We start from the raw sequence: 22,184 nt of genomic DNA, 5'->3' as shown, positions 1-22,184 counted from the left end.
CGGTAGTTCAGTCGGTTAGAATACCGGCCTGTCACGCCGGGGGTCGCGGGTTCGAGTCCCGTCCGCTGCGCCATATTCGGTATCTGGAACACTGAACGCCAGATCACCACAGAAAGCCCGCTTAATGCGGGCTTTTTGCTGTCTGGGATTCGGCTTTTTACCGGATTCACTGAATAAAGCGACCTGTTCGGGTCGCTTTTTTCGTTTCTGCCTTACTTATTGTTCGCCGTTGCGGCTGTGTCGATAGTCGCTGACGGCCTCGTACACCGCTTTGCGCAACCGGTTGATCCCACCAATCGGCCGATGGGCTTCAAGGCCGAACCATGGATTGAACGACAGGTTGTCGCATTGCAGGTTCAGCGCCGGGGTGTCGAAATCCTGGGCGGGCAGCTTGATCCTGGCCACGGTTTCGAAGGGCGCGTCTCGTTCACGCCACTCGATGCTGGTGTCTTCGATCGGCATGTATTGGCCCGGATCCTGACGCTGGATCTGCAAAACGAAACAGGCCGGCACCCGATCAGTCGACAGCTGCTGGTTCAGCGCACTGCGCAGGAAGTTCGGCAGGTTTTGATTTTGCGTGGGCAGCGTGTAGGTCGGGCAGCTCTCCGGATCCGGGATTACCCGGAATTTGACGTTGGCCTCACCAAACTTGTACGGCGAAACCGAAAAGTAGGTGGTCTGGGTCGGACTTGCCGGGGCAGGGGAGAGTGTCGCCAGCGCAATAAACAGATGACGAACCTGCCAGGTGCGCGGATCCCAAGCCGGGAAGAACGCCATTATCGTTTTGCCGTCAGCCTGAGCGGCCACATTCTGACGATACTCGGCGACATCGCTGACAAAGAAGTTCGGATGGTTGAACATCACGAAATCCTGCTCGTTGCGCCCTTGTCGATCACTCAGCAACTGTTTACCCGGCACATCGAACAACTTGATCGCCATGCCCCGAGCATCGCGGATGCTGTCGAACTGCGGATAGGCATTGCCGTTGGACAGACGCATCGTCGCTTGCCAGGTTTTGCCGGGTTCGCTGAACACGCCTTGGCGCAACGCCGTCGCCAGATCCGGTAGCACCTGAACCTCGGCCTTCACGCAACCATGGGCCTTGGCGTGAGCGTCGCGCAGATAGCGAGTACTTTCGCGGTGTTGATCGACGATCCGCACCGCTGTCTGGATGATGTCCCGGGTCATCACCGCTTCGCCGTCCGGAATCAGTTCTTCAGCCGATACCGGGCCGCGATGTTGCCAGGCGAGCCATGCCATGGTCAGCGCCCAGCCGAGGACCCCCAAGCCCAACATCCACAGCAGGGTTTTACCAAGGAAGGCACCCAGGCGTAGCCAGAGCGTGATCAGCATGGGTCAATCCTTTTGACTGATGAGGTGGTCTGGCAATTGCGACTCCACCGGGCCGCCCAACACTTTCAGGTATTCCAGCAGCGCCCAGCGCTCCTGCGGTTGCAGCAGGCGACCGATCACGCCATTACCGCGCTCGCCGTCGCGGAATTCGTGGCCGCTGTTGTGATTGCCGGTAATACGCGTGTCGAACACAAAACCGTTGGTGAAGGCTTCGGTGCGATAGCCCAGGTGTTTGGGATCGTATTCGAAGGTGCCCTTATAGAACGTTGTTGCGCGTTCATCCTGGGGCGAGAGCAGTTGATAAATGCTCGGCACCGAACCGTTGTGCAAAAACGGCGGCGTGGCCCAGACGCCCGCCAGCGGCCGGGCCTTATAGCTGCGTAATTCCTGGACGCCGATAGGCAAGCCGAAACCGTCCAGATTCGGCCGCTCCGCCGGTGTCACATTGGCAGCGCGATAGGCCTGGTTCCCCACAAAAGCAGTGACGTAGGCCAGCCCCTTGGCCACTGACAACTGGCTCAAATCCAAGGGCTCCGTGGGTTTTGGATGCAATTGCACGTCCAGTTGCGCAAGCTCTGCCGGATCCCACTTCAAGGCCGACAGATCGAAGCGATGGTCGGCAATATTGTTGGCGGCGCCGGGGTCTGTGCCAATCACCTCCACGGGCAGTAAGTTCAGGTGGTGCACCGGTCTGCCGTCGCTTTGGGTGACGCGGGGGACGTGGCACCCAGCGCAGTTTTCAGCGAATAGTGCGCGGCCTTTTGCGGCCAACGGTTTGTCGATGGAGCCCAGCAAGGCTTCCGGCCAGACGGGCGGCTTGAGTCGTTGCAGGGTTTGTTCGATCCGGTGCAGATCGCGCACCCGGACGCTGGACGGATAGCGGTCGTCGCCCTTGAGAGGCTGCCCGCTGGCGTCGAAGAAATTCAGCGTGGCGCCGACACCCAGGGCCTCGCCGATGTTACGGGCCATCGGTTGCTGCGCCGAACCGTTCCACTGCACCCAGTCGAAGGTCCACATGTCCCACAGTTGCGGGTAGTCCACCGGCGCGTTGGCCACGCGGTAGTTGGCCGGCGAAATGGCGTCGCCGAAGCTGGCGTTGGCAATGCGCCCGAAGGCGTCGGTACGGCCGGGGCCTTCTTCGGTGGGGTAGAGCCCGCGATGGGTATCGTTCCAGGCCACTTTCAAGAAGGTATCGAGTGAGCTTTTGAAGTCCTGGCGTAGCTGTTGATGCCGGGCGTCATAGTCCTGGCCCAGGACATTGCGCGCGAAACGTTCGAATTTCCACGGGTTGTAGTAAGTCGAGGCGAGGCTGGCCACCAGTGCCTGGCCAAAGCTGCCGCCGCGCAGGGTCGGGACGCTGGACGGCAACACATGCTGGGCCGAGCCGCCGTCGATGCGCACGGCCTGGCCGTTGAAACGCAATTCGCCGGTGTGGCAGGCGGAACAGGTGATGTCCAGAAACTCTTCCTGGCTGCCCGGATTCTGATGACGGGCGAAACCGACGGGCAGGTTGCCAGGGTTGTCTGGCGTGGCTTTCTGGCTCGGATCGATCAGAAAACCAAAGCGTGCGAGGTATTCGGGAGCGGCGAATCGTTTTTGCGAGAACGGCAGTTCGAGCGCGTTGAACCAGTCATAGCGCAAGCCTTTGACTTGGGTGCCTTGGGGCGTGAAGTAGTAGGCCTGGCGGTCTGCGGCGCTCCATTGCTCCAGGTAATGCACCTGTTGCGCCGGTGACCAGGCCGGTAATTTCGGGTTGGCGACGTAGTACAGCACCACGGCGAGGCCCAGCCCCAGTAGTACTGCGATCAGAATCAGCAAGCGGATTATGAGGCGCACGATAAACATCCTTGTCAATTTGTAGCTCTCTTATGCCTCAGCTGATGAAGTGCGGCAAGAGGCCATTACGCCAAGGGCTGTGGGAACCGGCATCGGGGGCTGTGAGAGCCAGATGACAGAAGCTTCATCGTTCTAATCCCGAAATGCGTTTAAACACCTGAACTTATCGGAAGTTTCCTGCTCTCATGCCGGTAGCCATTGGTCGTGGCCGCCTGATAAGCTCGCGGCTTTACTCGATTGCCCTTTAGGCGCATGAACAAGGAAATAGCATGAAACAGCATCGGTTGGCGGCGGCGGTGGCCCTGGTTGGCCTGGTACTTGCGGGTTGTGATTCGCAGACCAGCGTAGAGCTGAAAACCCCGGCGCAAAAAGCTTCCTACGGCATTGGCCTGAACATGGGCAAAAGTCTGGCTCAGGAAGGCATGGATGATCTGGACTCCAAAGCCGTAGCCCAAGGCATCGAAGATGCCGTCGGCAAGAAAGAACAGAAACTGAAGGATGAGGAACTGGTTGAAGCCTTCGCAGCGCTGCAGAAGCGTGCCGAAGAGCGTTTGGCCAAGATGAGCGAAGAGTCGGCAGCCGCCGGCAAGAAATTCCTCGAAGAGAATGGCAAGAAAGCCGGTGTCGTCACCACGGCTTCCGGCCTGCAATACGAAGTGGTCAAGAAGGCCGATGGCGCGCAGCCTAAGCCGACCGACGTAGTGACTGTTCACTACACCGGTAAACTGACCAACGGCACCGTTTTCGACAGCTCCGTCGAGCGCGGCAGCCCGATCGATCTGCCGGTCAGCGGTGTGATTCCGGGTTGGGTCGAAGGCCTGCAACTGATGCACGTTGGCGAGAAGTACAAACTGTACATCCCTAGCGACCTGGCTTACGGCGCCCAAAGCCCTAGCCCGGCGATTCCAGCCAACTCGGTGCTGGTATTCGACCTGGAGCTGCTGGGCATCAAGGATCCAGCCAAACAAGACGACGCCAAGTAATCCGCGTCTGCTCGAAAAAACAACGCCTCGCTTATGCGGGGCGTTGTTGCATCTGGGGTTTGGTGAAGGTAAACAAAGCGAACGGATGCGGTACGCTGCAGTCATAGCCAGTGAGAGTGCCCGAGCTAGACGGACCGGTGCGCCAAGTCAATGAAATCTTGGGTTTTTTTATGTGAGTAAAAAACGCCCGATCTGAGCAAGACCCTTGTGAAACGGGGCCTCCAGCGGTGAAATGCAGCTCTGTTCACAAGGTTATCCACAATTTGTGTGGATAACATTTCAGTGGGAGGAAAAGATGAAAATGCCCTGGAATTTCGCCCGCTTCCTGCCAATGGCCGGGCGCCTGCTCGCCCGTGGTCGTTTGCCGACCCTGCTGTTCGCGGTTGCCAGCAAAGGTGCGAGCCAAGGTAATCGTCTGGGCAAACTAAAAGACGATCTGCGCTTGTTGCAGGCACTCTGCCTGGCCTACTGGCGTGGCGAGTACCGGGCCATCAGCCCGAAAGCGATGGTTTCGGTGGTGGCCGGCCTGATGTATTTCCTGAGCCCGGTGGATGCGATCCCGGATTTCATCCCGGTGTTCGGCATGCTCGACGACATTGCCGTGCTGGCCTGGTTGATGAAAGTCCTCGATGACGAACTCAACGCCTTCCGCGCCTGGCGCAAGCGTCAGGCGCCGGAAAAACTCGCGGTGGTTGAACGCCTGCCCGATACCCCGGAACAGCTGCAACTTCAGGGCCCGAAAAAAAACTGAACCGATTCAGGATCATCCATATTCATACCCCCCGCGACCTTGGCCGCTGTTAGGATTACACTTCTAGGGAAAAGTGCCGACTCGCTACGTGTCGTTGTCCTACGGGGTAGTCATGGATATTCAGATAATTACACGCGAAGGCGAACCAGAATATGCGGTTCTGCCATGGGCTCAGTATCAGGCTCTACTGAAAGCAGCAGGCATCAACGAACAACCACCGCGCGAAGCCACAGTGCGTCCCGCGGCCACATCAGACCAGACTCTTCCGGGTCTGGATCAACTACGCAGTTTGCGCGAAGGGAAGGGCATCGCCATTGAGGCGCTTGCCCGCACGGTAGGCATCAGCCCGTCATATCTCGCCTTGATCGAAAGCGGTGAGCGTCAACCTGACGCTGCTATTCGCCGCAGCCTCGCCTGGGAATTGACGGTGCCGGGATGGAGGGATGAATCGTGAGCGTACGCATCAGTCGTCAACATTGGGACGGATTGCTGGGGGAACTGGATCAGGCGCGCCGTCAGCGCCATCTTCTGACTTATCGGGCATTGCTGGAGCGATTGCAGCTACCCACGCCCGCCATGCAAACCCTGACCGCCGCCCTTGAACACCTGGCCGCGCTGGACGCCAGGGCCGAGCAGCCGCTGCGCAGCTCGCTGGTGATCAGCCAGGGCGCCAGTCGCTTGCCGCGCACCGGCTTCTTCGAATGTGTCGAGCGCCTCGGACGCTTCTCCGGACCGTCCGATGGCGTGGCTGCCGCATCCTGGCATGCCTCGGAAGTGGTGCGGGTGTTCGAATACGAGTACCCCGAGTCGGCGGAAGCCTGAGTGTTCCTACGACTCAAGGCGCGGGCCGGTTACTGGCTGGCCCGCCGGTTGTTCCACTGGTCGTGGTTTGTGCGCCAACCGCGAGGCTGGCGCTGGCTCGAGGGCCAGTTCGCGCGCATGGCCAACCTGGGCGATGTCGGCGCCCAGAGCTTCTACGGCCACATCCTGACCTTTCGCGGGGTCGGTCTTGGGGCTCGCGAGGAAGGCGTACGATTACTGCGCCTGGCCGCGTTGGCAGGGGATGGCAAGGCGGCGTATCAGGTGGGCGTGATCTGCCTCGCGGGGACGCCGAGCAAGGCGCCGGATCCGGTGGAAGCGGCGCGGTTTTGGCGTATTGCCTTGAAGGCCGGGCATCCGTTGGCTGAGATTAAGTTGAAAGAGGTGGAGGGCGGCGATGCTGAGCAGTGATTCGATGTTCTTCGATTGCACAAGGGCTGCTTTCGGCTAGAACGCTCAAGAAAACCGACAAGGAGCCACGGGATCAGAAATGGATTTCATCTTTGATATCTTAATCAACCTGTTGGCTCATAGGATTGGCGTTTACGTGCTTGGCTTGCTGAGTGGCGGCCGTTTCAAGGGAGAAAGCGGTTTTGCCTGGGGCTGGGCAGTCGCCGTCGGCGGCTTGGTGCTGTTCGCTCCTTTCGTGGCTTTCATAGCGTTGCTCATCCATACCAGTGGTTCATACACCATTGCACGCTGACATCCGCATGACTTCAAAATACCTCCATTCCGTCATGTTTTCGCAATGAAAGCATACGAGTCTTGTCGGCAGAAAATAGGGCATAAACAGAATGTTTCGGCACGCTAATGCGCTGTTTTAATTATGGAAAATGGATTTTAAGGACAGCCGATGTCGATGTTTTGTCAGAGCAGCCAGCAATGCTGTAAGCGATATCTTTGCTTCAGGCGGGAGTCCGCTTATTGCTCGATCATGGCGTTCGACCCGGAACTGGTTTCGGCAGCTCACGCTGTGGCCCACGTGTCATGAGGGTGGTGACCTCAGGCTCGGCGTATCTGGACATCGACGCGTATGCCTGTTGCATTGCGTACGCCGAGCTGTTGAATCACCAAGGCATTGATGCTCGGGCCGTCAGTAGCGCCCCGCTCAATGCCAGCATCTCCAGGACCGTGCTTGGATGGCAATCATCTCTGGACGATTATCTGCCGAGAGCGGGTGATGAGTTCGTGTTGGTGGATGTCTCCGACTACCAGCATTTCGACCCGATGGTGGTTCTTGAACAGGTGGTGGAAGTCATTGATCATCACCCAGGCTTTGAAAACTATTGGGCGCAAAAGCTCGGATCTGCGGCAGACATCCTGCCGATCGGCGCAGCGGCGACGCTGATTTTTCAGCGTTGGGAAGCGGCAGAGCTGTTGCCGTTGATCAGCGAAAAAAGTGCCGTGTTGCTGGCCACGGCAATTCTGGACAATACCCTGAATTTCACAGGGCAGCTGACCACCCAATCGGATATCCGGGCTTATGAAGTCCTCGCACGGCGGGCGAAACTGGAAGCGGACTGGCCCGAGCGGTATTTCTCCGAGTGCCAAGCCACTATCGAGTCAGACCTGATTGGCGCGTTGGCGGTTGATACGAAGCGGCTGAAAGCCGATAGCAACCTGCCGCAGGTTTTCGCGCAGATGGCGGTGTGGGATGCCAGTGCGCTGATCCGAACGCATCGTTCAACGATCGGTCACTGGCTGGCGGCGCAGGGTGGAGACTGGCTGTTGAACGTCATCAGCATCCGCGAGTGCAAAAGCTACTTTCTGGCTGAGCCCTTGGTCAGCCAACAAAAGTTGAGCCATTTGCTGTCGATCGAATGGCAGGCCGGAATGGCTGTGCTTGAGCGCTCGCTGCTACGTAAGGAACTGTTGACGTTGGGGTTGGCTCGCATTTCTGTTGTGAGTAAACCGTTTCTGGTTTTGTAGATACATCGAAGGGCTGCTTTTGGCTGCGGATTCAACCGGTCGACCGCATGCTCGGATGGACTATACCGCATCGAACCTAACCTCCAGCGATGCTTGTATCCCGTCGAACGTTCGACATTCCCCCCGCGATTTGCAAGGAGGAGATCGAGCGTCCTGTCGTTTTACCAAACGCCCTTTTCCTCAAAGACTCAGGCAGTTAGGCCCCCTGGCCAAATCGCGTATAGCGTGCTCACCCGCTCCTGCCCCAACTCGTAGGCGTAGAACCCTACGCTGACTTCCCGGGGCTTCGCCCGCCACTCTGCCGAGCTCTCGGTCGCAGCATCGTCCACCCTGCGATACGGAAGCGTCACTGAAGGCTTGATGTACCCGTTTCTGGGTCAGATCTCAATCAGCGCCAACAATCCAATTGCCCTTGCGCACGACTGCTGAAGATCGTCAGCAGCTCGCTCAGTGTATGCGGCGGCGGTTCGGCAGTGCGGGTCACTGCGTACAGGGTGATCGGCAGCGCCGGGGCCAGGGGACGAATGGCGGTAGCCCCAGGCGACGCGCCAAGGGCGGTGAAGGGGTCGATCACCGCCAGCCCTGCACCGGATTCGACCATCGCCCTGGCCAGTGAATAGGTTTGCACCGCGATGCTCACCCGTGGCGGCGGCTCTACCGCCTTGAGGTAGCTGTCGAGGCGGGCCGAAAGCGGGTCGGTGCTGGACAACCCGATCAAGGGCGCATCGGCCAGGGCCATCAACGGCAGCGGCTTGCCTTCATCTTCCTGCGGCCAATAACCTGCCGGTGCCAGCGCCACCAACACCCCGCTGGCCAGCGCCTGGGCCTTGAGCGCGGGGTGATCAGGCTGTTGCAGAGTCAGGGCGACATCAATTTCACGCATCAGCAGGTTCTGCATCAGTTCGCGACTGTGGGCGCTGGACAGCTCGCAAGCGATGTCCGGATAACGCTGGGTCCACTCATGAATGGTCGGCGGCAGCAGCGACAGGGCCAGTGCCGGGGTCGCACCGATCCGCAGGCTATGGCCCGGCTCACGGCGCAGGCTTTGCGCCAGGCGTCGCACCCCTTGCAGGCTCTCCGTGACCTTGTCGACCTCGCGCTCCAGCTCCAGCGCTTCGGGCGTGGCCTGCAGTTTACCGCGCACCCGCAGAAACAACGGGAAGCCCAATTGCTGCTCGGCGTGTTGCAGCACCTTGGTCACGGCAGGCTGGGAAACGTGCAGCAGCTGCGCGGCACCGCTGACCGAGCCGGTCTGGCGGATGGCCTGGAAAATCTCGATATGGCGAAGGCGCATGGCAAGTCCATAACCTTTGTTTATGGGTTAGCCATCTTTATTCATTGTTCGACGCCTGTCACCTGGCTCTAACCTCGGGTTCGTCTCAACAACGATTAAGGACTGACATGGCTCAGCATGTATGCATCATCGGCGGTGGCGTCATTGGCCTGGCAACGGCTTACGCACTGGTGCGCGATGGCGTTGACGTGACGCTGGTCGAGGCTCGCGAGTCGCTGGGCAGTGAAACCAGCTTCGCCAACGGCGGCCAGTTGTCCTATCGCTACGTAGCGCCCCTGGCCGACGCCGGTGTGCCATTGCAGGCCATTGGCTGGATGCTGCGCGGTGACTCACCGCTGAAACTGCGCCCGCGCTTCGATCCTGCGCAGTGGCGGTGGATGGCATCTTTCCTTGGTGCTTGCCGCTCCTCGGTCAACCGCGCCAACGCGGCCCATCTATTGCGCCTCGCGCTGTTGAGCCAGTCCACTTTGCAAACCTGGCGTGAAGAGGATGCCTTGGGCGGATTCCACTGGCGGCGCAACGGCAAGCTGGTGACCTTTCGCCAGGCCAGCAGCTTCGAACATGCCCGCAACAGCCTTGCCGCCCCCCGGCAACAACAGGTGCTGTCGCACGCCGACTGCGCCCGTCTGGACCCGGCGCTGGCGGAGGCGCCCTTTGTCGGCGCCATTTATACCCCGGATGAAGAAGTCGGTGATTGCCACGGCTTTTGCCAGCAACTGGCGGCGCGCTTGCAGGCGTCGGGACGTTGCGAGTTCCGCCTGGGCCAGGCCGTAACCGGAATTCGCCATGCCCATGGCGCGGTGAGTGCGATTGAACTGGGCGACGAAGTGCTGCCGGTGGAGCAGTTGGTCATTGCGGCCGGCCATCGCAGTCCGTTGTTGGCACTGCCCGGAGTCAACCTGCCGCTGTATCCCCTCAAGGGTTATAGCCTGACGGTACCGATCGGCGTCCAGCATCGGGCACCGGACCTGAGCATCACCGACTACGACCGCAAGATCGTCTACGCCCGGATCGGTGAGCAGTTGCGGGTGGCGGCGATGGTCGACATTGTCGGTTTCGATCCGTCGCTGGACCCCAAGCGCCTGGCCCTGATCAAACGCCAGGCGCGCGATACTTTCGCCAATGCCGGCGACTACGACCAGGCCATTGAATGGGCCGGCATGCGTCCGGCGACCCCCAGCGGCGTGCCGCTGCTGGGCGTAACTGCGTATCGCAACCTGTGGCTGAACCTCGGCCATGGCGCGCTGGGCTTCACCCTGGCCTGCGCCAGTGCTCGATTGCTCAGTGAACTGATCGGCCAGCGCCGCCCCTCCATCGACCTGCAGGGTTTTACGCCCCGTGCGGCTTGAACGCTTACTCCTTAAAAGGACCACCCGATGACCATTAACCGTATCCAGCCCAATCCACGCTTGTCCGGTGCCGTGACCTTTGGCGACCTGGTGTTTCTCTCCGGCCAGGTGCCGGGCGACGCCACCGATGTCGGCGGCCAAACTAGCCAAGTACTGGAAAAAATCGACGCATTGTTGGCCGAGGCGGGCAGCGACAAGAATCATCTGCTCAGCGCGACCATTTACCTGAAGGACATCGGCGAAGATTTCGCAGCAATGAATGACGTCTGGTCTGCCTGGTTGTCGCCCGGCCAGGCACCAAGTCGCACCACCTTGCAGGCCGAACTGGCGCGTCCGCAGGTGCGGGTGGAAATAACCGTTATCGCGGCACGGCGCTAAACCAACCCTCACCCACAACGGAGAATAACAATGCAAAAAATCACGTTGATCGGCTGCACCCTGGGCCTGTTGCTAGGTACTCAGGCTCATGCTGACGAAGCATCGCTGGGTCCTACCTTGAGCAAAATTGCCAGCGCCAATAGCATCACCCTGGGCTATCGCGATGCTTCAGTGCCGTTCTCCTACGTGGGCGATCACTCGGGACAACCCATGGGCTACTCGGTAGACCTGGCGAGCAAGATCGTCGAGCGGGTGCAGCAGAAGCTGGCGTTGCCAAACCTCAAGGTGAAGTACAACCTGGTGACATCGCAAACCCGCATTCCGCTGGTGCAGAACGGTACCGTTGCCTGGAGTGTGGCTCGACCGGCGTTACCGCAGAGCGACAAAAGCAGGTGGCGTTTTCCTATGGGTTTATCTATGTCAAAGGTCAATTGCTGACGGCCAATGACAGCGGGATCAAGAGTTTCGCCGATCTGCGCGGCAAGAATGTGGTAACCACCGCCGGCACCACCAACGAACGCTATCTGAAAAGCTACAACGTCGATCACAAGATCGACATGTTCGTGATCAGCGCCAAGGATCACGGTGAAGCCTTCCAGATGTTGCAGTCCGGTCGGGCGGTGGCGTTCTACATGGACGATGCGCTGCTCTACGGCGAACGCGCCAAGGCCCGCGATCCGCACAAGTGGGTGGTGGTCGGGGAAGAGCAGTCGCGGGAAATCTACAGCTGCATGGTACGCAAAGATGATCCGCAGTTCCTCGCGCTGGTGAACTCGTCGCTGGGCGAGCTGTACAGCTCCGGGGAAATCAACGGGATCTACCAGCGCTGGTTCGAACAGCCGATTCCGCCTAAAGGCTTGAACCTGGAGTTCCCGATGACCAGCGAACTCAAGGCCATTATTGCCAAGCCGGTGAGTGATCCGGTGCAGTAGCTTCAGCTGAGCGTCCATCCCCGTAAAGTCGGGTTGAGCAGCCCTATCAAATTGACCTGTTTGGTCGCCTTGGCTGCTTCAAGGCTCTGGAGAATAAAACAGCCTTGAACGTCAGCACCGTTTTAGTCGTCACGGGTCGGCAGTGACCAGCGAGCGTCACTGCCAAAAGTCGTTACTGTGTGAGCGTTACCACCGCAGTAGCGACTAGCCCCCTCACTGGTTAGTCGGAGGCTTTATCCGCCACCAGGGCTTTGGGATTGCTACTCCCCCAAACGGTAGCAAGGTCCACCAGCAATGTCCCACTGAGTTCTTCAAGTTCACTCTGGGTGATCTCACTGTCGCCTTGTTTACCGAAGAGCACCACCTGATCGCCAGCGCGCACAGCAGGGATATCTGTCACGTCCACCATGAGTGTATTCATTGAGACCTTTCCTACCACTGGAGCACGCTGCCCATCTATAAGGACAACGCCTTTATTGGTAAACGCTCGACGATAGCCATCAGAGTAGCCCACTGGAATATTCGCAAGCTTTGAATCACGACTCAGTGTCACTGTTCGGTCATACCCCACTGTATTGCCTTTAGGGTATTGATTAACAGACGCCACATATGACTTGACCTGCATGAAGATTTATAGCTGACACTTTCTAATCCTACTTTAACTTGGAGCGTTGGCAGGGTGATACCCAAGGACATATCAAGCAGTTGTATCCATCATGCAACCGCGTTGTCCGCCAGCTCCCAGCCCTCAGGCCGTAGCGTGTGCCAATCGCTGACCTGTTGATAGGCATGGCCGATGCGTAGAATCAGCGGTTCGGCGAATGCCCGACCCACAATCTGCATCGAGACCGGCATGCACTTTTCATCGAGCCCGATGGGTAGCGCCACCGAACACAGGTTCAGCAAGTTGGCGAACCGCCCCAACAAGGCCAGTGGCGTGCCATATTCATCGACCTCATCCAACGGCACACTGCCAATAGCGTTGGTCGGGAAAGCGCATGCGTCTATGTTGGTCATGGCCTCCTGCATGGCGTGCCGAGCGGCGCGGCGCTGATTGTGCAACTGGATATACGACGCTGCGTCGATGTCGCGACCACTGAGTACGCGACGTTGAACATGGGGGTCGAAACGCAGATCGTCGCGCTCGAACAAGCTACCCAGGCTGGCATAACCTTCTGCGCTCATCAGCCCACCAGCGATGCGCATGCACTGCTCCAACGACGTGGGTAGCGGTTGTTCGATCAGTTGCATGCCCAACGCGGCCAACTGCTTGAGCCCCAAATCGTAAGCCTTCAGCACCCCGGGAGCGACATGCGCTCGTTCGGCCTGTGGCAACACCCAGATGCGCAAACCGGCTACCGGCTGATTGAGACCGGCAGCGGCGCTGAATACAGGTGCCTGGGCCGAAACCGGATCCAGCGGGTCCGGGCCCAGCAGTGCATCCAACATCCACGCCGCATCTTCAACGGTGTGGGTGATAGGCCCTACCGAATCCAGCGAAGGACACAGTTCGATCAAGCCATGGCGACTGATAAGCCCACGTGTGGTTTTCAGCCCGACCAAGCCGCACATGCCCGCCGGAATCCGCACCGAGCCGCCGGTATCGGTGCCCAACGCAGCGCTCGCCAACCCGCTGGCCACGGCCACTGCCGAGCCGCTGCTTGAGCCACCCGGAGCGTGATGCACGTTACGGTCCCACGGGTTCCACGGCGTGCCCATCACCGCGTTAGTGCCCCAGCCACCGAAAGCGAATTCGACGGTATGGGTCTTGCCAAGAATGATTGCACCGGCACGCTCCAGGCGTTGCACTGCAGTGGCGGTCAACCTCGAAACACGCGGTGCCTGTGCCAATGATCCACCCGTGATGGCCTGGCCATCGATCTCGAACAAGTCCTTGATCGCCAGAGGAATGCCATGTAGCGGTCCCAGGTGTATACCGGACGCACGCTGGCGATCAGCGGCGATGGCCGCGTTCAAAGCACGCGAGGGATAGGCCTCGACATAGGCATTGAGCTGCTCGTCAAAGCGCTTGATGCGCGCCAGTTGCGCACGAACCAGCGCTTCGCTAGTCAGCGATCCAGCCTGCAGCGCCTGCTGCAACTGGGCAATGCTGTGGGAAGTAACTCGATCTATGGTGCTCATATGTTCAACCTCGCACGGTTTTGCGCCCGCGTGAAAAGTGCTTTTCAAGCACACGCGACAGCATTGAAAGAGGGAAAGCGATAACAAAATAGAACAGCCCTACCAGCAGGAAGACATGCATTGGCAGGAAGGTTTCCGAAGCGATGGCTCGCGCCGCCAGCATCAACTCATCGGTGGCGATCAGAGCGCACAACGAGCTGTCCTTGAGGATCGACACGTAGGCGTTAAGCAGTGGCGGCAACATGCCACGAATCGCTTGCGGCAGGATGACGGTGGTAAACGCTTTCAGTGGCGTCAGTCCGATGGCGATGGCGGCTTCGCGCTGGCCGCGATGCAGCGAATCCAGGCCGCCACGGAGGATTTCCGCAACGTAAGCGGCACCCTGCAAACCCAGACCGATGGCCCCGGCCCAATAGCCGGACAACGTCAAACCCAGGCTGGGCAACGCGAAATACAGAGCCAGCAGCAACGCCAGAAGAGGTACAGCGCGCATGCTCTGAATAAAGAACGTTGCCAACCGTTTTAGGATGACACTTGGACTTCTCATCGCGCAGACCAATAACGCCCCCAGCACGACCGCCAGAGCGAACCCCATCAGGGACAATTCGGCAGTGATCCGTGCACCGAGCAATAGGCGAGCGATCCAGTCGCTCCAGTACACCGGGTATTGCTGAAAAAAACTGATCATCGCGCGCTCCCAAAATGACGTTCGAGCCGAATGAATCCCACACCGATCGGTAAAATCATCGCAGCGTAGATGCACATCACAGCCAAATAGATCAGTGAAGTCTGGAAGGTAGAGGTCACCAGATTGCGCGCCAGGAACATTATTTCCGGCACAGCGATGGCCGAGGCGATGGACGTGTCCTTGACCAATTGCGTGACGTAGTTGGCGAACGCAGGCAACGTCACGCGCAGGGCCTGGGGCAAGAGAATGCAGTGCAAAATCTGCATCCGGCTCAGACCGACAGCCAACCCGGCTTCATGCTGACCGACATGCAGCGACTGCAAGCCGCTGCGGAAAATATCGGCCAACACCGCGCTGCCCACCAGACTCAAGCCAACGATGGCGGCCAGCCACGCGGGCAAGTTGATGCCAAGGTAGGAGAGACCGAAATAGATCAGGAACAGATGCGCCAGCGCGGGAACATTGCGCATCCACTCAATGAAACAGCCGATCACCCCATGCAACACCCGTGACCGACTGAACGTCAGCAACACCGCCAGTACTACCCCTCCGGCACTCGCCAGCAGCAAGGTACACAGCGCGATTTCCAGGGCGGTGAGCGCGCCTTTCAACAACAGAGGCAGTAGCCCGAGAAAGACCTCGAAGTTCGCCATCAAGCGCCCTCCATGGCCATGCGCCCAAGAAAACTGCGGGTGCGCTCATGGCTTGGGTTGTCGATTACCTGCGCCGAAGGCCCTTGCTCGACAATGTGTCCGCCGTCCATGAAGATCACCCGATCCGCCACATCCCGAGCGAAGCGCACTTCATGGGTCACCATGATCATGGTGCGACCCTCTTGCGCCAGCTCACGAATCACGGCCAGTACTTCACCCACCAGTTCGGGGTCCAGCGCCGAGGTCGGCTCGTCGAACAGGATGACTTTAGGTTGTTGGGCCAACGCGCGGGCGATAGCGACCCGCTGTTGCTGTCCGCCGGACAACTGCTCGGGATAGACCTCGGCCTTGTGCCGCAGATGGACTTTTTCCAACATGGCATCAGCCAACTCATAGGCCTGCTTGCGCGGCATACCCTGTGCCTTGATCGGCCCCAGTGCGACGTTGTCGCGTACGCTCAAGTGTGGCCAGAGGTAGAAGAGCTGGAACACCATCGCGATCTCGCGTCGCTGCGGAGCCATTTCCCGATCACTCATCAGACGTATGCGTTTACCGTCCTTGATCTGCCCGATCAACTCGTCACCCAGCCAGATATCGCCTCGAGTGGGTTTTTCCAGGTAATTGATGCAACGCAGGCAAGTGGACTTTCCCGACCCGCTGGGGCCGATCAATGACAGGGTTTCACCGGCTTTCAACTCCAGGTTGATACCCTTTAGCACCTCCAGATCACCATAACTTTTGTGTAGGTCATGCACTCGCAGCAATGCAGGTTCGGACGGGGTCGACATCTTGGCTAACCTCTTTTTGTTATAGACATGGCGATGAATCGGCACGGGCCATCAGGCCGATTCATCCGCTCAAGCGCTTATTTGCAGCCGGGCAGTTTCCAGTCCGCCGGGCGGTCGACACCCAGCCTCAGGTCCTTGCCTTCCGGCACATACCAGACATCCTGAGTCAGACCGTAGCGGGCACCGATCTTGCGCATTTCACAGCTTTTCCAGAGGGTCTGGATCTGCTCGTTCACGGCAGCCACCAGCTGTGGGCTGGCCCCTTTATTGAAGCCGTACACCACCTGACCCAGACCCGTCAGCAGTGGGAAATTCGGATCGTTGTCGGTGAAAGCGTTGAAGTGCAGGTGCCACTGCTCGTTGCGAAAAATGGCGTATTGCATGACCGGAGGATCGCCAATCACTGCATCGATGCGCCCGGCGAGGAGATCGCGCACCGCGGCATCGGAGGTGTCGTACAACGCTACTTGCAGCCCTTCGATCTTGCGCATCTCAGGGATGAACGAAAAACCCGTGATGGTGCCGACCTTCTTGCCCTGCAAGTCTTTGAGGCTGCTCCAGTTGGTCTTGTCGGTCTGGGTGATCCCGTTCTTGAAATAGTGAATCGGGTCGCTCACGGTCATGATCTTCGCGCGCTGTTCGGTCCAGCCCATGGTGCCGGCCATCACATCCACGCGTTTAGCTTGTACTGAGGCGATGGTGCCGGCCCAGTCCATCAAGGCAGGTTTAACCTTCAACCCCAGCTTCTCAGATATTTGTTGAAGGATTTCACCGTCGTAGCCGACCATCCGGCTGTCTTGATAACCGGTCCCCGGCATATCGCCAGTGAACGCGATAGTCAGGCTTCCCGGCTCTACCGTTTCCAGTGCGAGTGCCGGTGCCGAGGCCAGCATGGATACCAGCAGACCCGCATAAATACCGGAAAAACGTTGAACGTTGGGCTTCTTCATCACGTGCTCCTCGATTGCTTTTTTTATGAACAGCATGGTGTTAGGCAGGAGCTCATCGTATGGTGATCAGCGGTATAACTTGTTGGATGGTTTGCATAAATGATTGAACATTTGCGACATTTCGGGGATGTACTGCCCAAGGCCTCCAGCGACAGCCTCGTGGAAGGGCTTGATAATGGTCAGGCACGACATCCGCCAAGCCGACGCGGCGCCACCGAGTTGTCTATTGGTATTGTTTTGTGGCCGCGATTCCCCTTGCTGTCACTCTCAGGGCTGACCGATGCGTTGCGACATGCTGCCGATACGGGTGATCAGAGCCGCCCGATACGATGCCAATGGAAAGTACTCGGTACCCCTGGGCAAAGAGTCATATCCAGTTGCGGACTGGATGTACCTATCGACAGTGAACTCACCCATCCTCATCAATTTGACTACATCGTGGTGATTGGTGGACTGCTTGATTCCCTTGAGGCAGCACCAAAGACTTATCCGGCATTTCTGCATCAGGCGGCAGCCGCTGACGTGCCATTGATCGGTCTATGCACGGGCAGCTTCGTGCTTGCTCGACATGGCCTGATGGAGGGACGTACTGCTTGCGTGCATGCCTACCATTGCGACGACTGGAAACGTCTGTTCCCCAGATTGCGCTTTGTCAGCAACAGTGACTTCCTCATCGACAAGGATCGGATCACCTGCGCAGGCGGTATCTCGGTGATTGAGTTGGCCATCCATCTTATTGGGGTGCATTGCGGCCCGGATCGGGCCGGCAAAGTTGTTCATCAGATGACGGTCGCAAAACGCAGCTCCGGCAGTTTCGTCGACCGGCGCAAGGCACTTGGCTACGCCAGCTCTTCGAACAGGCGCCTGCACGAAGCCGTGATGCTGATGGAAAAGCACATGACCGAGCCCTTGGATATCGACACAATCGCGAACCTTGTCGGTACCAGCAAACGGCAACTGGAGCGGCTGTTTGTCGCTGAAACCAGTAACACTCCGGCCCAATTCTATCGCCACGTTCGACTCAGGTTTGGCCGATGGCTTCTCATCAGCTCGGATCGACATATCGGGGAAATCGCTTTCGAATGCGGGTTCGCCGATGCGCCCCATTTCATTCGACATTTTCAGAACATGTTTGGCATGTCCCCCGGAAAATTGCGCAAAGAGTTGATGCAAAAAGCGACACCCACCCAAGGGGGGAAGTTTTTTTTGTATAGGCAGTGAAGCATTGATCGGTCGCGGGGCAGAATGTGAAGACCAAGTTGGAATGAGATTAACGGTTTTTCGACAGGCAGCTTTTGGTTGTGAGTTCTGCCGTTCGTGAAGGGCAGAAATCGGCCAAAAGCGGTCAATCAACCGATGAAATTTGCCTTGCCCCTCCCTTCAATGTTGTATGTAATCCCACGCACATTCAGTGCATTAAATGGTTCGCAGGATGGACACTAGTTCCCTCACATTTCAACAGTTGTTTCGTCCGGGAAGCTCCTCAAATGGCTGCACCGTGGCCGAACGATTCTCCATCGATTTTCTGATTGACGAACGTTCGTTGCTCAATGCTCTCGTCTTAGCTGATGGTGGTCATTCAGATTTCATGGGCTGTTTCGTCAAGGGCTTCCCGGAGCCAAACAGCCTATCTAACTCTCGCCTACTTTTACGCGAACACGCTGAAACAGAAAGTGGTCGTATACTCCTTTACATCTGCCCCGAGTGCGGCGACATCGGGTGTGGCGCCTACTCAGTATATGTTCGCCAAAACGATGACTGTTTCACTTGGGATTCCTTTGCTTACGAGAACGGCTATGAAGAGCCTCAAATCATAGACGGTGTTGGCCCCTTCACATTTGAGAAGCATGCATATGAGGCAGCTATCACCGATGCTGCGGCTTTCTAAAAGGTAATTCAGCAGCCCTATTGCAGACATCTGCAACGGGCACAATCGGCCGGAAGGAGTCACTGGACACCTCTGCCGTCAGTCGCTAGCCTCAGCCGTCACTGACATTTAGGTGTCTCACAAACTCTTCACATACAGCCAAAAGTCAGGAGCCGGCACACCTATGGCCTACGAACTTCATATTGTCAGACCAATGGAAATAGCTCTTGAAGAATGGCAATCACTTTGCGTAAGTGATCCATCGATGAAGCTAGAAAACGAGTTTGCTCGCAGAAATCCCGTCACCGGTGAAACCATTGTTTCCAGCGGGAAAAACTCAGCAATTTGGACGTCTCCACTAACACAGCAACAGTATCTCTTTGATTATCGCAGGGGGATGATTTCCTTCGTCTACAGCGATGCGGCAATCATTAAGGCCAAGAAAATTGCGAAAGCACTCGCAGGCAGTATTGAAGGAGATGAAGGTGAGGCATATTGAAAATAGCTTGATGACGGATGCTCTCTAGCGTCCTCTCAGCGGATTTCACCTGCTAGCTGCCGACTGGCCGCTATGGGTCGATTTCTGCCTGTCGCCACCGGCAGCTATAGGTCGAAACCGACCTACCCAAGGTGGAGAAATCAACCCAGGCTTCAGCGAAGCCTTCCCCCACGTTTGCCTTTTTTGAGCGAAATTTCTGGGCAAGGTCTTCGGAAGTTTCCTTCAAGTTGTGGCGGTTTTCGTGAGCTGGTGCGCAGTGAGTTCAATCGATAGGCTTTAGTGGTCACTGAATATCAGTGAGGGGGTGTAGGAACCCTTTGAGCATCGGTAATGCGTTAGCAATCGAAGTCAGATTTGCGGCCGTCTATGTGCGTCCGTAATATCTGTCGCGGCGGCTATGCGCGGGCACGTTTCGGCGTGGTCGAGTTTCCGATGCTCGGTATTCCTACCCCGCGTATAGCTGCCACCCAAGCCTGTAGGAAGGCTTTTGGCAGCTCCCATTTTCATCGGAAGGTCTCAAATGCCAACACTTCATCCTGATCCACCCTACGAAAAACCAATTCCCCACCCCAAAAACCGCTTCATGGCGTTGACCAGCAACTGCACCGACATGCCCACCCTGTTTGTCGACACCCATGCACCGCTGGATATCTTGACCGAAGCCGCCAGCTACCGAATTCGCGCCGTCACCCAAGTGCTTGAGAACCTGTCCATGCGTGGTTCAGTCGAGTGCGATTCGATGATCCTCAGCGACTTTGCCTTGCTCTGTGCCATTCCACTGCGCGATGGCTGTGATGTGCTGGATGTGATTGGGCGGCGGTTGCGGGCTCGATCTTCGGACTAGAACCGAGTGGTTTTTTTGGCGAGGGGGCTTGGCCCCGTTCGACTGCGAAGCGGTCGCCAAACCAAGCCCCGCAGTGTAGCTGACAAATCCGGAATGCAGGTTTTGGGGCCGCTCCGCAGCCCAACGGGGGCAAGCCCCCTCGCCACAGGGTGGGAGTTGTGGTGGTTGGGGCTGCTGCGCAGCCCAGCGGGAGCAAGCTCCCTCGCCACACAAGAGCAAGATCAAAAGATCGCAACCTTTGGCAGCTCCTGCGCGCCTGTGGGCGCTGCCGAAGGCTGCGATTTTTTTGGTGATCACCGCCGGCCTGAGATCAGTGTCTCTTCGCCGACTGGCACCGCCAGGCTATCAATCACATGCACGCTATACCCCGGCACATTCTTGGCGTGGTGTTTGGCCTGCGAGGCCATTTCCGCCAGTTGGCTCGCGTCGAGCTGTCCGCAGGCCTGTGGATGCAGGTGCACCACGCCGATGGACAGGGACAGCAGCGGGAACTCCTGTCTTACGCCCTGGCGGTTGGGGGCGATGAAGCAGCCGGCTTCCAGGTGTTCGCTGCGGTAGAAGCGTCGGCATTGGCTGTGGAAGTCGTCCAGCAGTTGGTTGAGGCGTTTGCGCCAGTCTTCCGGGCCGAGCACCAGCAGGAAGTCGTCGCCGCCGATATGGCCGACGAAGTCGCGGGATGGGTCGACGCGGTCGTTCAGGCATTGCGCCAGGCACAGTAGGACTTCATCCCCGCGACCGTAGCCGTAGATGTCGTTGAAAGGTTTGAAGCTGTCGATGTCCACGTAGCAGATCACCGATTCCCGTTCCTGTTGCAGCAGCCGTGTCAGGCATTGCTGGATTGGTACGTTGCCCGGCAGCAGGGTTAGCGGGTTGGCGTAGCGGGCTTGCTGGATTTTCAGTTCGGTAATCAGTTTGAGCACGTCGATCACTCGGCCCAGGCCCAGATAGCCGCCGTTGAGGGTGATGATGAAGTCTTCTTCGATGCGTTGGCGGGCGCGGCTGGTGATCAAGCGGCTGACCTGTTGCAGCGACTGGCTCAGTTCCACGGCGAGGAAGTCGTCGCTCATCAAGCGGCTGATGGGTTTGCGGGCGAACAGGTCGGTGGCGAAGGGCTTGAGCAGGGCATCCGAAAGCGAATGACGGTGAACGATGCCGCACGGCCGGCCTTGCTTGTCGAGCACCGCCAGGGAGTTCAGGTTGGCCTGGCGGCGGAAGGCTTCCAGTACGGTGGCGGTCGGGGTGTCGCTGGCCATCGCCGGTTGGTCGTTGAGCAGGGCGCTGAGGTCACTGGCGTCCTCGTTCAGCATCGCTGCGGCGCTGGTTGGTTTGGGCATCAAGGTTCGGGCATCGCGGGGCGGATGCTCCTGGGGCCGGCAGAGCAGATAGCCTTGCACAAGATCGACGCCCATTTCGGTCAGCACGGCGAGTTCTTCTGGCAATTCGATGCCTTCGGCGATCACTTTTGCCCGGGACGCCTTGGCGATCTGCAGGATCGAGCCGACGAATTCACGTTTGAGCGCGTCCTGATGGATGCCGTCGATGAAGTGCCGATCGATCTTGACGTAATCCGGCCGCAATTCAGACCACAGCCGCAAGCTTGAATAACCCGCGCCCAGATCATCCAGTGCAATCGAAAAACCCATCGCCCGATAGTGATGCAGGGCGGTTTGCAGCAACTGGAAATCGTCGGTCGGGGTCTGTTCGGTGAGTTCGATCACCACCTGGCTCGGCGGTATGCCGAAATCCTGCAGCAGTTGCAGGGTGCGTCCGGGTTGGTGGGCGGCTTCGAGCAGGGATTCCGGGGATACATTGAGGAACAGTTTGCCGGGCAGTTGCTGTTCATTGAAACGTCGGCAAGCGCTTTGGCGGCAAGCGATTTCCAGTTCGCTGAGGCGACCGGCCTGGCGAGCGACCGCGAACAGGGCAATGGGGGAGTGCAGCGGGCTGTTGGAGGGGCCACGGCTGAGGGCTTCGTAGCCGATGATTTGTCGTTCGGAGAGAGAAATGATCGGCTGGAACAGGCTGTGCAAACCGCTTTGAGTCAGTATTGAGCTCAAGGCACTCAGCTGTTCGGTTGTGGTCATGGCGATCTCTGGCGATAAAAAAAGGACTGGGAGCGCAAAGCTCCC

The 22,184-nt window shown here is 58.3% G+C and carries 22 protein-coding genes and 2 pseudogenes; 14 read left to right on the top strand and 10 right to left on the bottom strand.

All coding sequences use genetic code 11. From position 1 onward, the window contains the following. Window positions 1–216: 216 nt before the first annotated feature. Window positions 217–1,353 carry a catalase family protein gene (locus AC07V0_RS11325; protein ID WP_086945819.1) on the bottom strand — a complete coding sequence of 379 codons (1,137 nt, stop codon included), beginning with the start codon at window positions 1,351–1,353 and terminating at the stop codon, window positions 217–219. A gap of 3 nt (window positions 1,354–1,356) precedes the next feature. Then, window positions 1,357–3,189 carry a di-heme-cytochrome C peroxidase gene (locus AC07V0_RS11320; RefSeq protein ID WP_086945883.1) on the bottom strand — a complete coding sequence of 611 codons (1,833 nt, stop codon included), beginning with the start codon at window positions 3,187–3,189 and terminating at the stop codon, window positions 1,357–1,359. A 269-nt stretch (window positions 3,190–3,458) separates the two neighbouring features. On the opposite strand from AC07V0_RS11320, the gene bamJ reads away from it, so the two are divergent. From bamJ to AC07V0_RS11285, 7 genes are all read left to right on the top strand, one after another. Then, window positions 3,459–4,172, top strand: coding sequence for a BamJ family beta-barrel-assembly machinery protein (bamJ, locus tag AC07V0_RS11315; RefSeq protein WP_018925162.1), 714 nt, complete (start codon window positions 3,459–3,461; stop codon window positions 4,170–4,172). 295 nt (window positions 4,173–4,467) lie between these two features. Next, window positions 4,468–4,923, top strand: a complete 456-nt coding sequence (locus AC07V0_RS11310; protein WP_028940036.1) for a YkvA family protein — start codon at window positions 4,468–4,470, stop codon at window positions 4,921–4,923. A gap of 112 nt (window positions 4,924–5,035) precedes the next feature. Beyond that, entirely contained in the window at window positions 5,036–5,377 is a 342-nt protein-coding gene (locus tag AC07V0_RS11305) for a helix-turn-helix domain-containing protein (RefSeq protein ID WP_026286335.1), read from the top strand. Beyond that, on the top strand, window positions 5,374–5,745 hold the full coding sequence (locus tag AC07V0_RS11300) for a hypothetical protein (protein ID WP_007898892.1): 372 nt from the start codon (window positions 5,374–5,376) through the stop codon (window positions 5,743–5,745). Before AC07V0_RS11305 ends, AC07V0_RS11300 begins: the two co-directional genes overlap by 4 nt. Then, entirely contained in the window at window positions 5,746–6,153 is a 408-nt protein-coding gene (locus tag AC07V0_RS11295; protein WP_086945818.1) for an SEL1-like repeat protein, read from the top strand. Between the two features lie 79 nt (window positions 6,154–6,232). Beyond that, window positions 6,233–6,445, top strand: a complete 213-nt coding sequence (locus AC07V0_RS11290) for a hypothetical protein (RefSeq protein WP_064619300.1) — start codon at window positions 6,233–6,235, stop codon at window positions 6,443–6,445. 284 nt (window positions 6,446–6,729) lie between these two features. Continuing rightward, a complete protein-coding gene (locus AC07V0_RS11285) occupies window positions 6,730–7,671 on the top strand; it encodes a DHH family phosphoesterase (RefSeq protein WP_086945817.1) in 942 nt (313 codons plus the stop codon). A 388-nt stretch (window positions 7,672–8,059) separates the two neighbouring features. Here AC07V0_RS11285 and AC07V0_RS11280 read toward each other — a convergent pair whose 3' ends face one another. Beyond that, complete coding sequence (locus tag AC07V0_RS11280) at window positions 8,060–8,965, bottom strand: LysR family transcriptional regulator (protein ID WP_086945816.1); 906 nt, start codon at window positions 8,963–8,965, stop codon at window positions 8,060–8,062. A gap of 107 nt (window positions 8,966–9,072) precedes the next feature. Between AC07V0_RS11280 and AC07V0_RS11275 the strand changes: the two genes are divergently transcribed. From AC07V0_RS11275 to AC07V0_RS11265, 3 genes and pseudogenes are all read left to right on the top strand, one after another. Further along, window positions 9,073–10,314: a D-amino acid dehydrogenase gene (locus tag AC07V0_RS11275; RefSeq protein WP_086945815.1), complete on the top strand. Its 1,242-nt coding sequence runs from the start codon at window positions 9,073–9,075 to the stop codon at window positions 10,312–10,314. 27 nt (window positions 10,315–10,341) lie between these two features. Beyond that, entirely contained in the window at window positions 10,342–10,692 is a 351-nt protein-coding gene (locus tag AC07V0_RS11270) for a RidA family protein (RefSeq protein WP_028940992.1), read from the top strand. Window positions 10,693–10,722: 30 nt separating this feature from the next. After that, a pseudogene (locus AC07V0_RS11265) lies at window positions 10,723–11,624 on the top strand (transporter substrate-binding domain-containing protein). A 220-nt stretch (window positions 11,625–11,844) separates the two neighbouring features. Here the strand turns inward: AC07V0_RS11265 and AC07V0_RS11260 are convergent. The 6 genes and pseudogenes from AC07V0_RS11260 to AC07V0_RS11235 form a co-directional block, all read right to left on the bottom strand. Then, window positions 11,845–12,249 (bottom strand): annotated as a pseudogene (locus tag AC07V0_RS11260) (alanine racemase C-terminal domain-containing protein); the annotation flags it as partial. 89 nt (window positions 12,250–12,338) lie between these two features. Then, the gene (locus AC07V0_RS11255; protein WP_086945813.1) at window positions 12,339–13,766 is read right to left on the bottom strand and encodes an amidase; all 1,428 of its coding nucleotides are present in this window, start codon (window positions 13,764–13,766) and stop codon (window positions 12,339–12,341) included. Window positions 13,767–13,770: 4 nt separating this feature from the next. Further along, window positions 13,771–14,454 (bottom strand): amino acid ABC transporter permease, encoded by a 684-nt coding sequence (locus AC07V0_RS11250; protein WP_028940989.1) that lies wholly within the window; start codon window positions 14,452–14,454, stop codon window positions 13,771–13,773. Next, window positions 14,451–15,107 (bottom strand): amino acid ABC transporter permease, encoded by a 657-nt coding sequence (locus tag AC07V0_RS11245; RefSeq protein WP_019582764.1) that lies wholly within the window; start codon window positions 15,105–15,107, stop codon window positions 14,451–14,453. The genes AC07V0_RS11250 and AC07V0_RS11245 overlap by 4 nt, the downstream gene beginning before the upstream one ends. Next, entirely contained in the window at window positions 15,107–15,895 is a 789-nt protein-coding gene (locus AC07V0_RS11240; protein ID WP_086945812.1) for an amino acid ABC transporter ATP-binding protein, read from the bottom strand. The genes AC07V0_RS11245 and AC07V0_RS11240 overlap by 1 nt, the downstream gene beginning before the upstream one ends. A gap of 77 nt (window positions 15,896–15,972) precedes the next feature. Next, entirely contained in the window at window positions 15,973–16,845 is an 873-nt protein-coding gene (locus tag AC07V0_RS11235) for a substrate-binding periplasmic protein (RefSeq protein WP_019582762.1), read from the bottom strand. Window positions 16,846–16,944: 99 nt separating this feature from the next. On the opposite strand from AC07V0_RS11235, the gene AC07V0_RS11230 reads away from it, so the two are divergent. From AC07V0_RS11230 to AC07V0_RS11215, 4 genes are all read left to right on the top strand, one after another. Beyond that, window positions 16,945–18,066: a GlxA family transcriptional regulator gene (locus AC07V0_RS11230; protein ID WP_086945811.1), complete on the top strand. Its 1,122-nt coding sequence runs from the start codon at window positions 16,945–16,947 to the stop codon at window positions 18,064–18,066. Window positions 18,067–18,343: 277 nt separating this feature from the next. Further along, window positions 18,344–18,733, top strand: coding sequence for a hypothetical protein (locus tag AC07V0_RS11225; protein ID WP_245852788.1), 390 nt, complete (start codon window positions 18,344–18,346; stop codon window positions 18,731–18,733). A gap of 163 nt (window positions 18,734–18,896) precedes the next feature. After that, window positions 18,897–19,211, top strand: a complete 315-nt coding sequence (locus AC07V0_RS11220; RefSeq protein ID WP_086945809.1) for a hypothetical protein — start codon at window positions 18,897–18,899, stop codon at window positions 19,209–19,211. A 520-nt stretch (window positions 19,212–19,731) separates the two neighbouring features. Further along, window positions 19,732–20,055, top strand: a complete 324-nt coding sequence (locus tag AC07V0_RS11215; protein WP_026286336.1) for a hypothetical protein — start codon at window positions 19,732–19,734, stop codon at window positions 20,053–20,055. A gap of 293 nt (window positions 20,056–20,348) precedes the next feature. Here the strand turns inward: AC07V0_RS11215 and AC07V0_RS11210 are convergent, their stop codons facing one another. Next, complete coding sequence (locus AC07V0_RS11210) at window positions 20,349–22,139, bottom strand: bifunctional diguanylate cyclase/phosphodiesterase (RefSeq protein WP_086945808.1); 1,791 nt, start codon at window positions 22,137–22,139, stop codon at window positions 20,349–20,351. Window positions 22,140–22,184: the final 45 nt, after the last annotated feature.

This window comes from Pseudomonas sp. GW821-FHT01E10 (genome assembly GCF_059422365.1).
This window is presented reverse-complemented; position numbering and strand designations above follow the sequence as displayed.

Excerpts from the sequence above, each read along its gene's own strand:
- AC07V0_RS11275 (WP_086945815.1), top strand. The coding sequence starts at position 9,073 with ATGGCTCAGCATGTATGCATCATCGGCGGTGGCGTCATTGGCCTGGCA.
- AC07V0_RS11255 (WP_086945813.1), bottom strand. The coding sequence starts at position 13,766 with ATGAGCACCATAGATCGAGTTACTTCCCACAGCATTGCCCAGTTGCAG.
- AC07V0_RS11305 (WP_026286335.1), top strand. The coding sequence starts at position 5,036 with ATGGATATTCAGATAATTACACGCGAAGGCGAACCAGAATATGCGGTT.
- AC07V0_RS11215 (WP_026286336.1), top strand. The coding sequence starts at position 19,732 with ATGCCAACACTTCATCCTGATCCACCCTACGAAAAACCAATTCCCCAC.
- AC07V0_RS11270 (WP_028940992.1), top strand. The coding sequence starts at position 10,342 with ATGACCATTAACCGTATCCAGCCCAATCCACGCTTGTCCGGTGCCGTG.
- AC07V0_RS11285 (WP_086945817.1), top strand. The coding sequence starts at position 6,730 with ATGAGGGTGGTGACCTCAGGCTCGGCGTATCTGGACATCGACGCGTAT.
- AC07V0_RS11310 (WP_028940036.1), top strand. The coding sequence starts at position 4,468 with ATGAAAATGCCCTGGAATTTCGCCCGCTTCCTGCCAATGGCCGGGCGC.
- AC07V0_RS11250 (WP_028940989.1), bottom strand. The coding sequence starts at position 14,454 with ATGATCAGTTTTTTTCAGCAATACCCGGTGTACTGGAGCGACTGGATC.
- AC07V0_RS11280 (WP_086945816.1), bottom strand. The coding sequence starts at position 8,965 with ATGCGCCTTCGCCATATCGAGATTTTCCAGGCCATCCGCCAGACCGGC.
- AC07V0_RS11220 (WP_086945809.1), top strand. The coding sequence starts at position 18,897 with ATGGCCTACGAACTTCATATTGTCAGACCAATGGAAATAGCTCTTGAA.
- AC07V0_RS11210 (WP_086945808.1), bottom strand. The coding sequence starts at position 22,139 with ATGACCACAACCGAACAGCTGAGTGCCTTGAGCTCAATACTGACTCAA.
- AC07V0_RS11325 (WP_086945819.1), bottom strand. The coding sequence starts at position 1,353 with ATGCTGATCACGCTCTGGCTACGCCTGGGTGCCTTCCTTGGTAAAACC.
- AC07V0_RS11245 (WP_019582764.1), bottom strand. The coding sequence starts at position 15,107 with ATGGCGAACTTCGAGGTCTTTCTCGGGCTACTGCCTCTGTTGTTGAAA.
- bamJ (WP_018925162.1), top strand. The coding sequence starts at position 3,459 with ATGAAACAGCATCGGTTGGCGGCGGCGGTGGCCCTGGTTGGCCTGGTA.
- AC07V0_RS11235 (WP_019582762.1), bottom strand. The coding sequence starts at position 16,845 with ATGAAGAAGCCCAACGTTCAACGTTTTTCCGGTATTTATGCGGGTCTG.
- AC07V0_RS11290 (WP_064619300.1), top strand. The coding sequence starts at position 6,233 with ATGGATTTCATCTTTGATATCTTAATCAACCTGTTGGCTCATAGGATT.
- AC07V0_RS11230 (WP_086945811.1), top strand. The coding sequence starts at position 16,945 with ATGATTGAACATTTGCGACATTTCGGGGATGTACTGCCCAAGGCCTCC.
- AC07V0_RS11240 (WP_086945812.1), bottom strand. The coding sequence starts at position 15,895 with ATGTCGACCCCGTCCGAACCTGCATTGCTGCGAGTGCATGACCTACAC.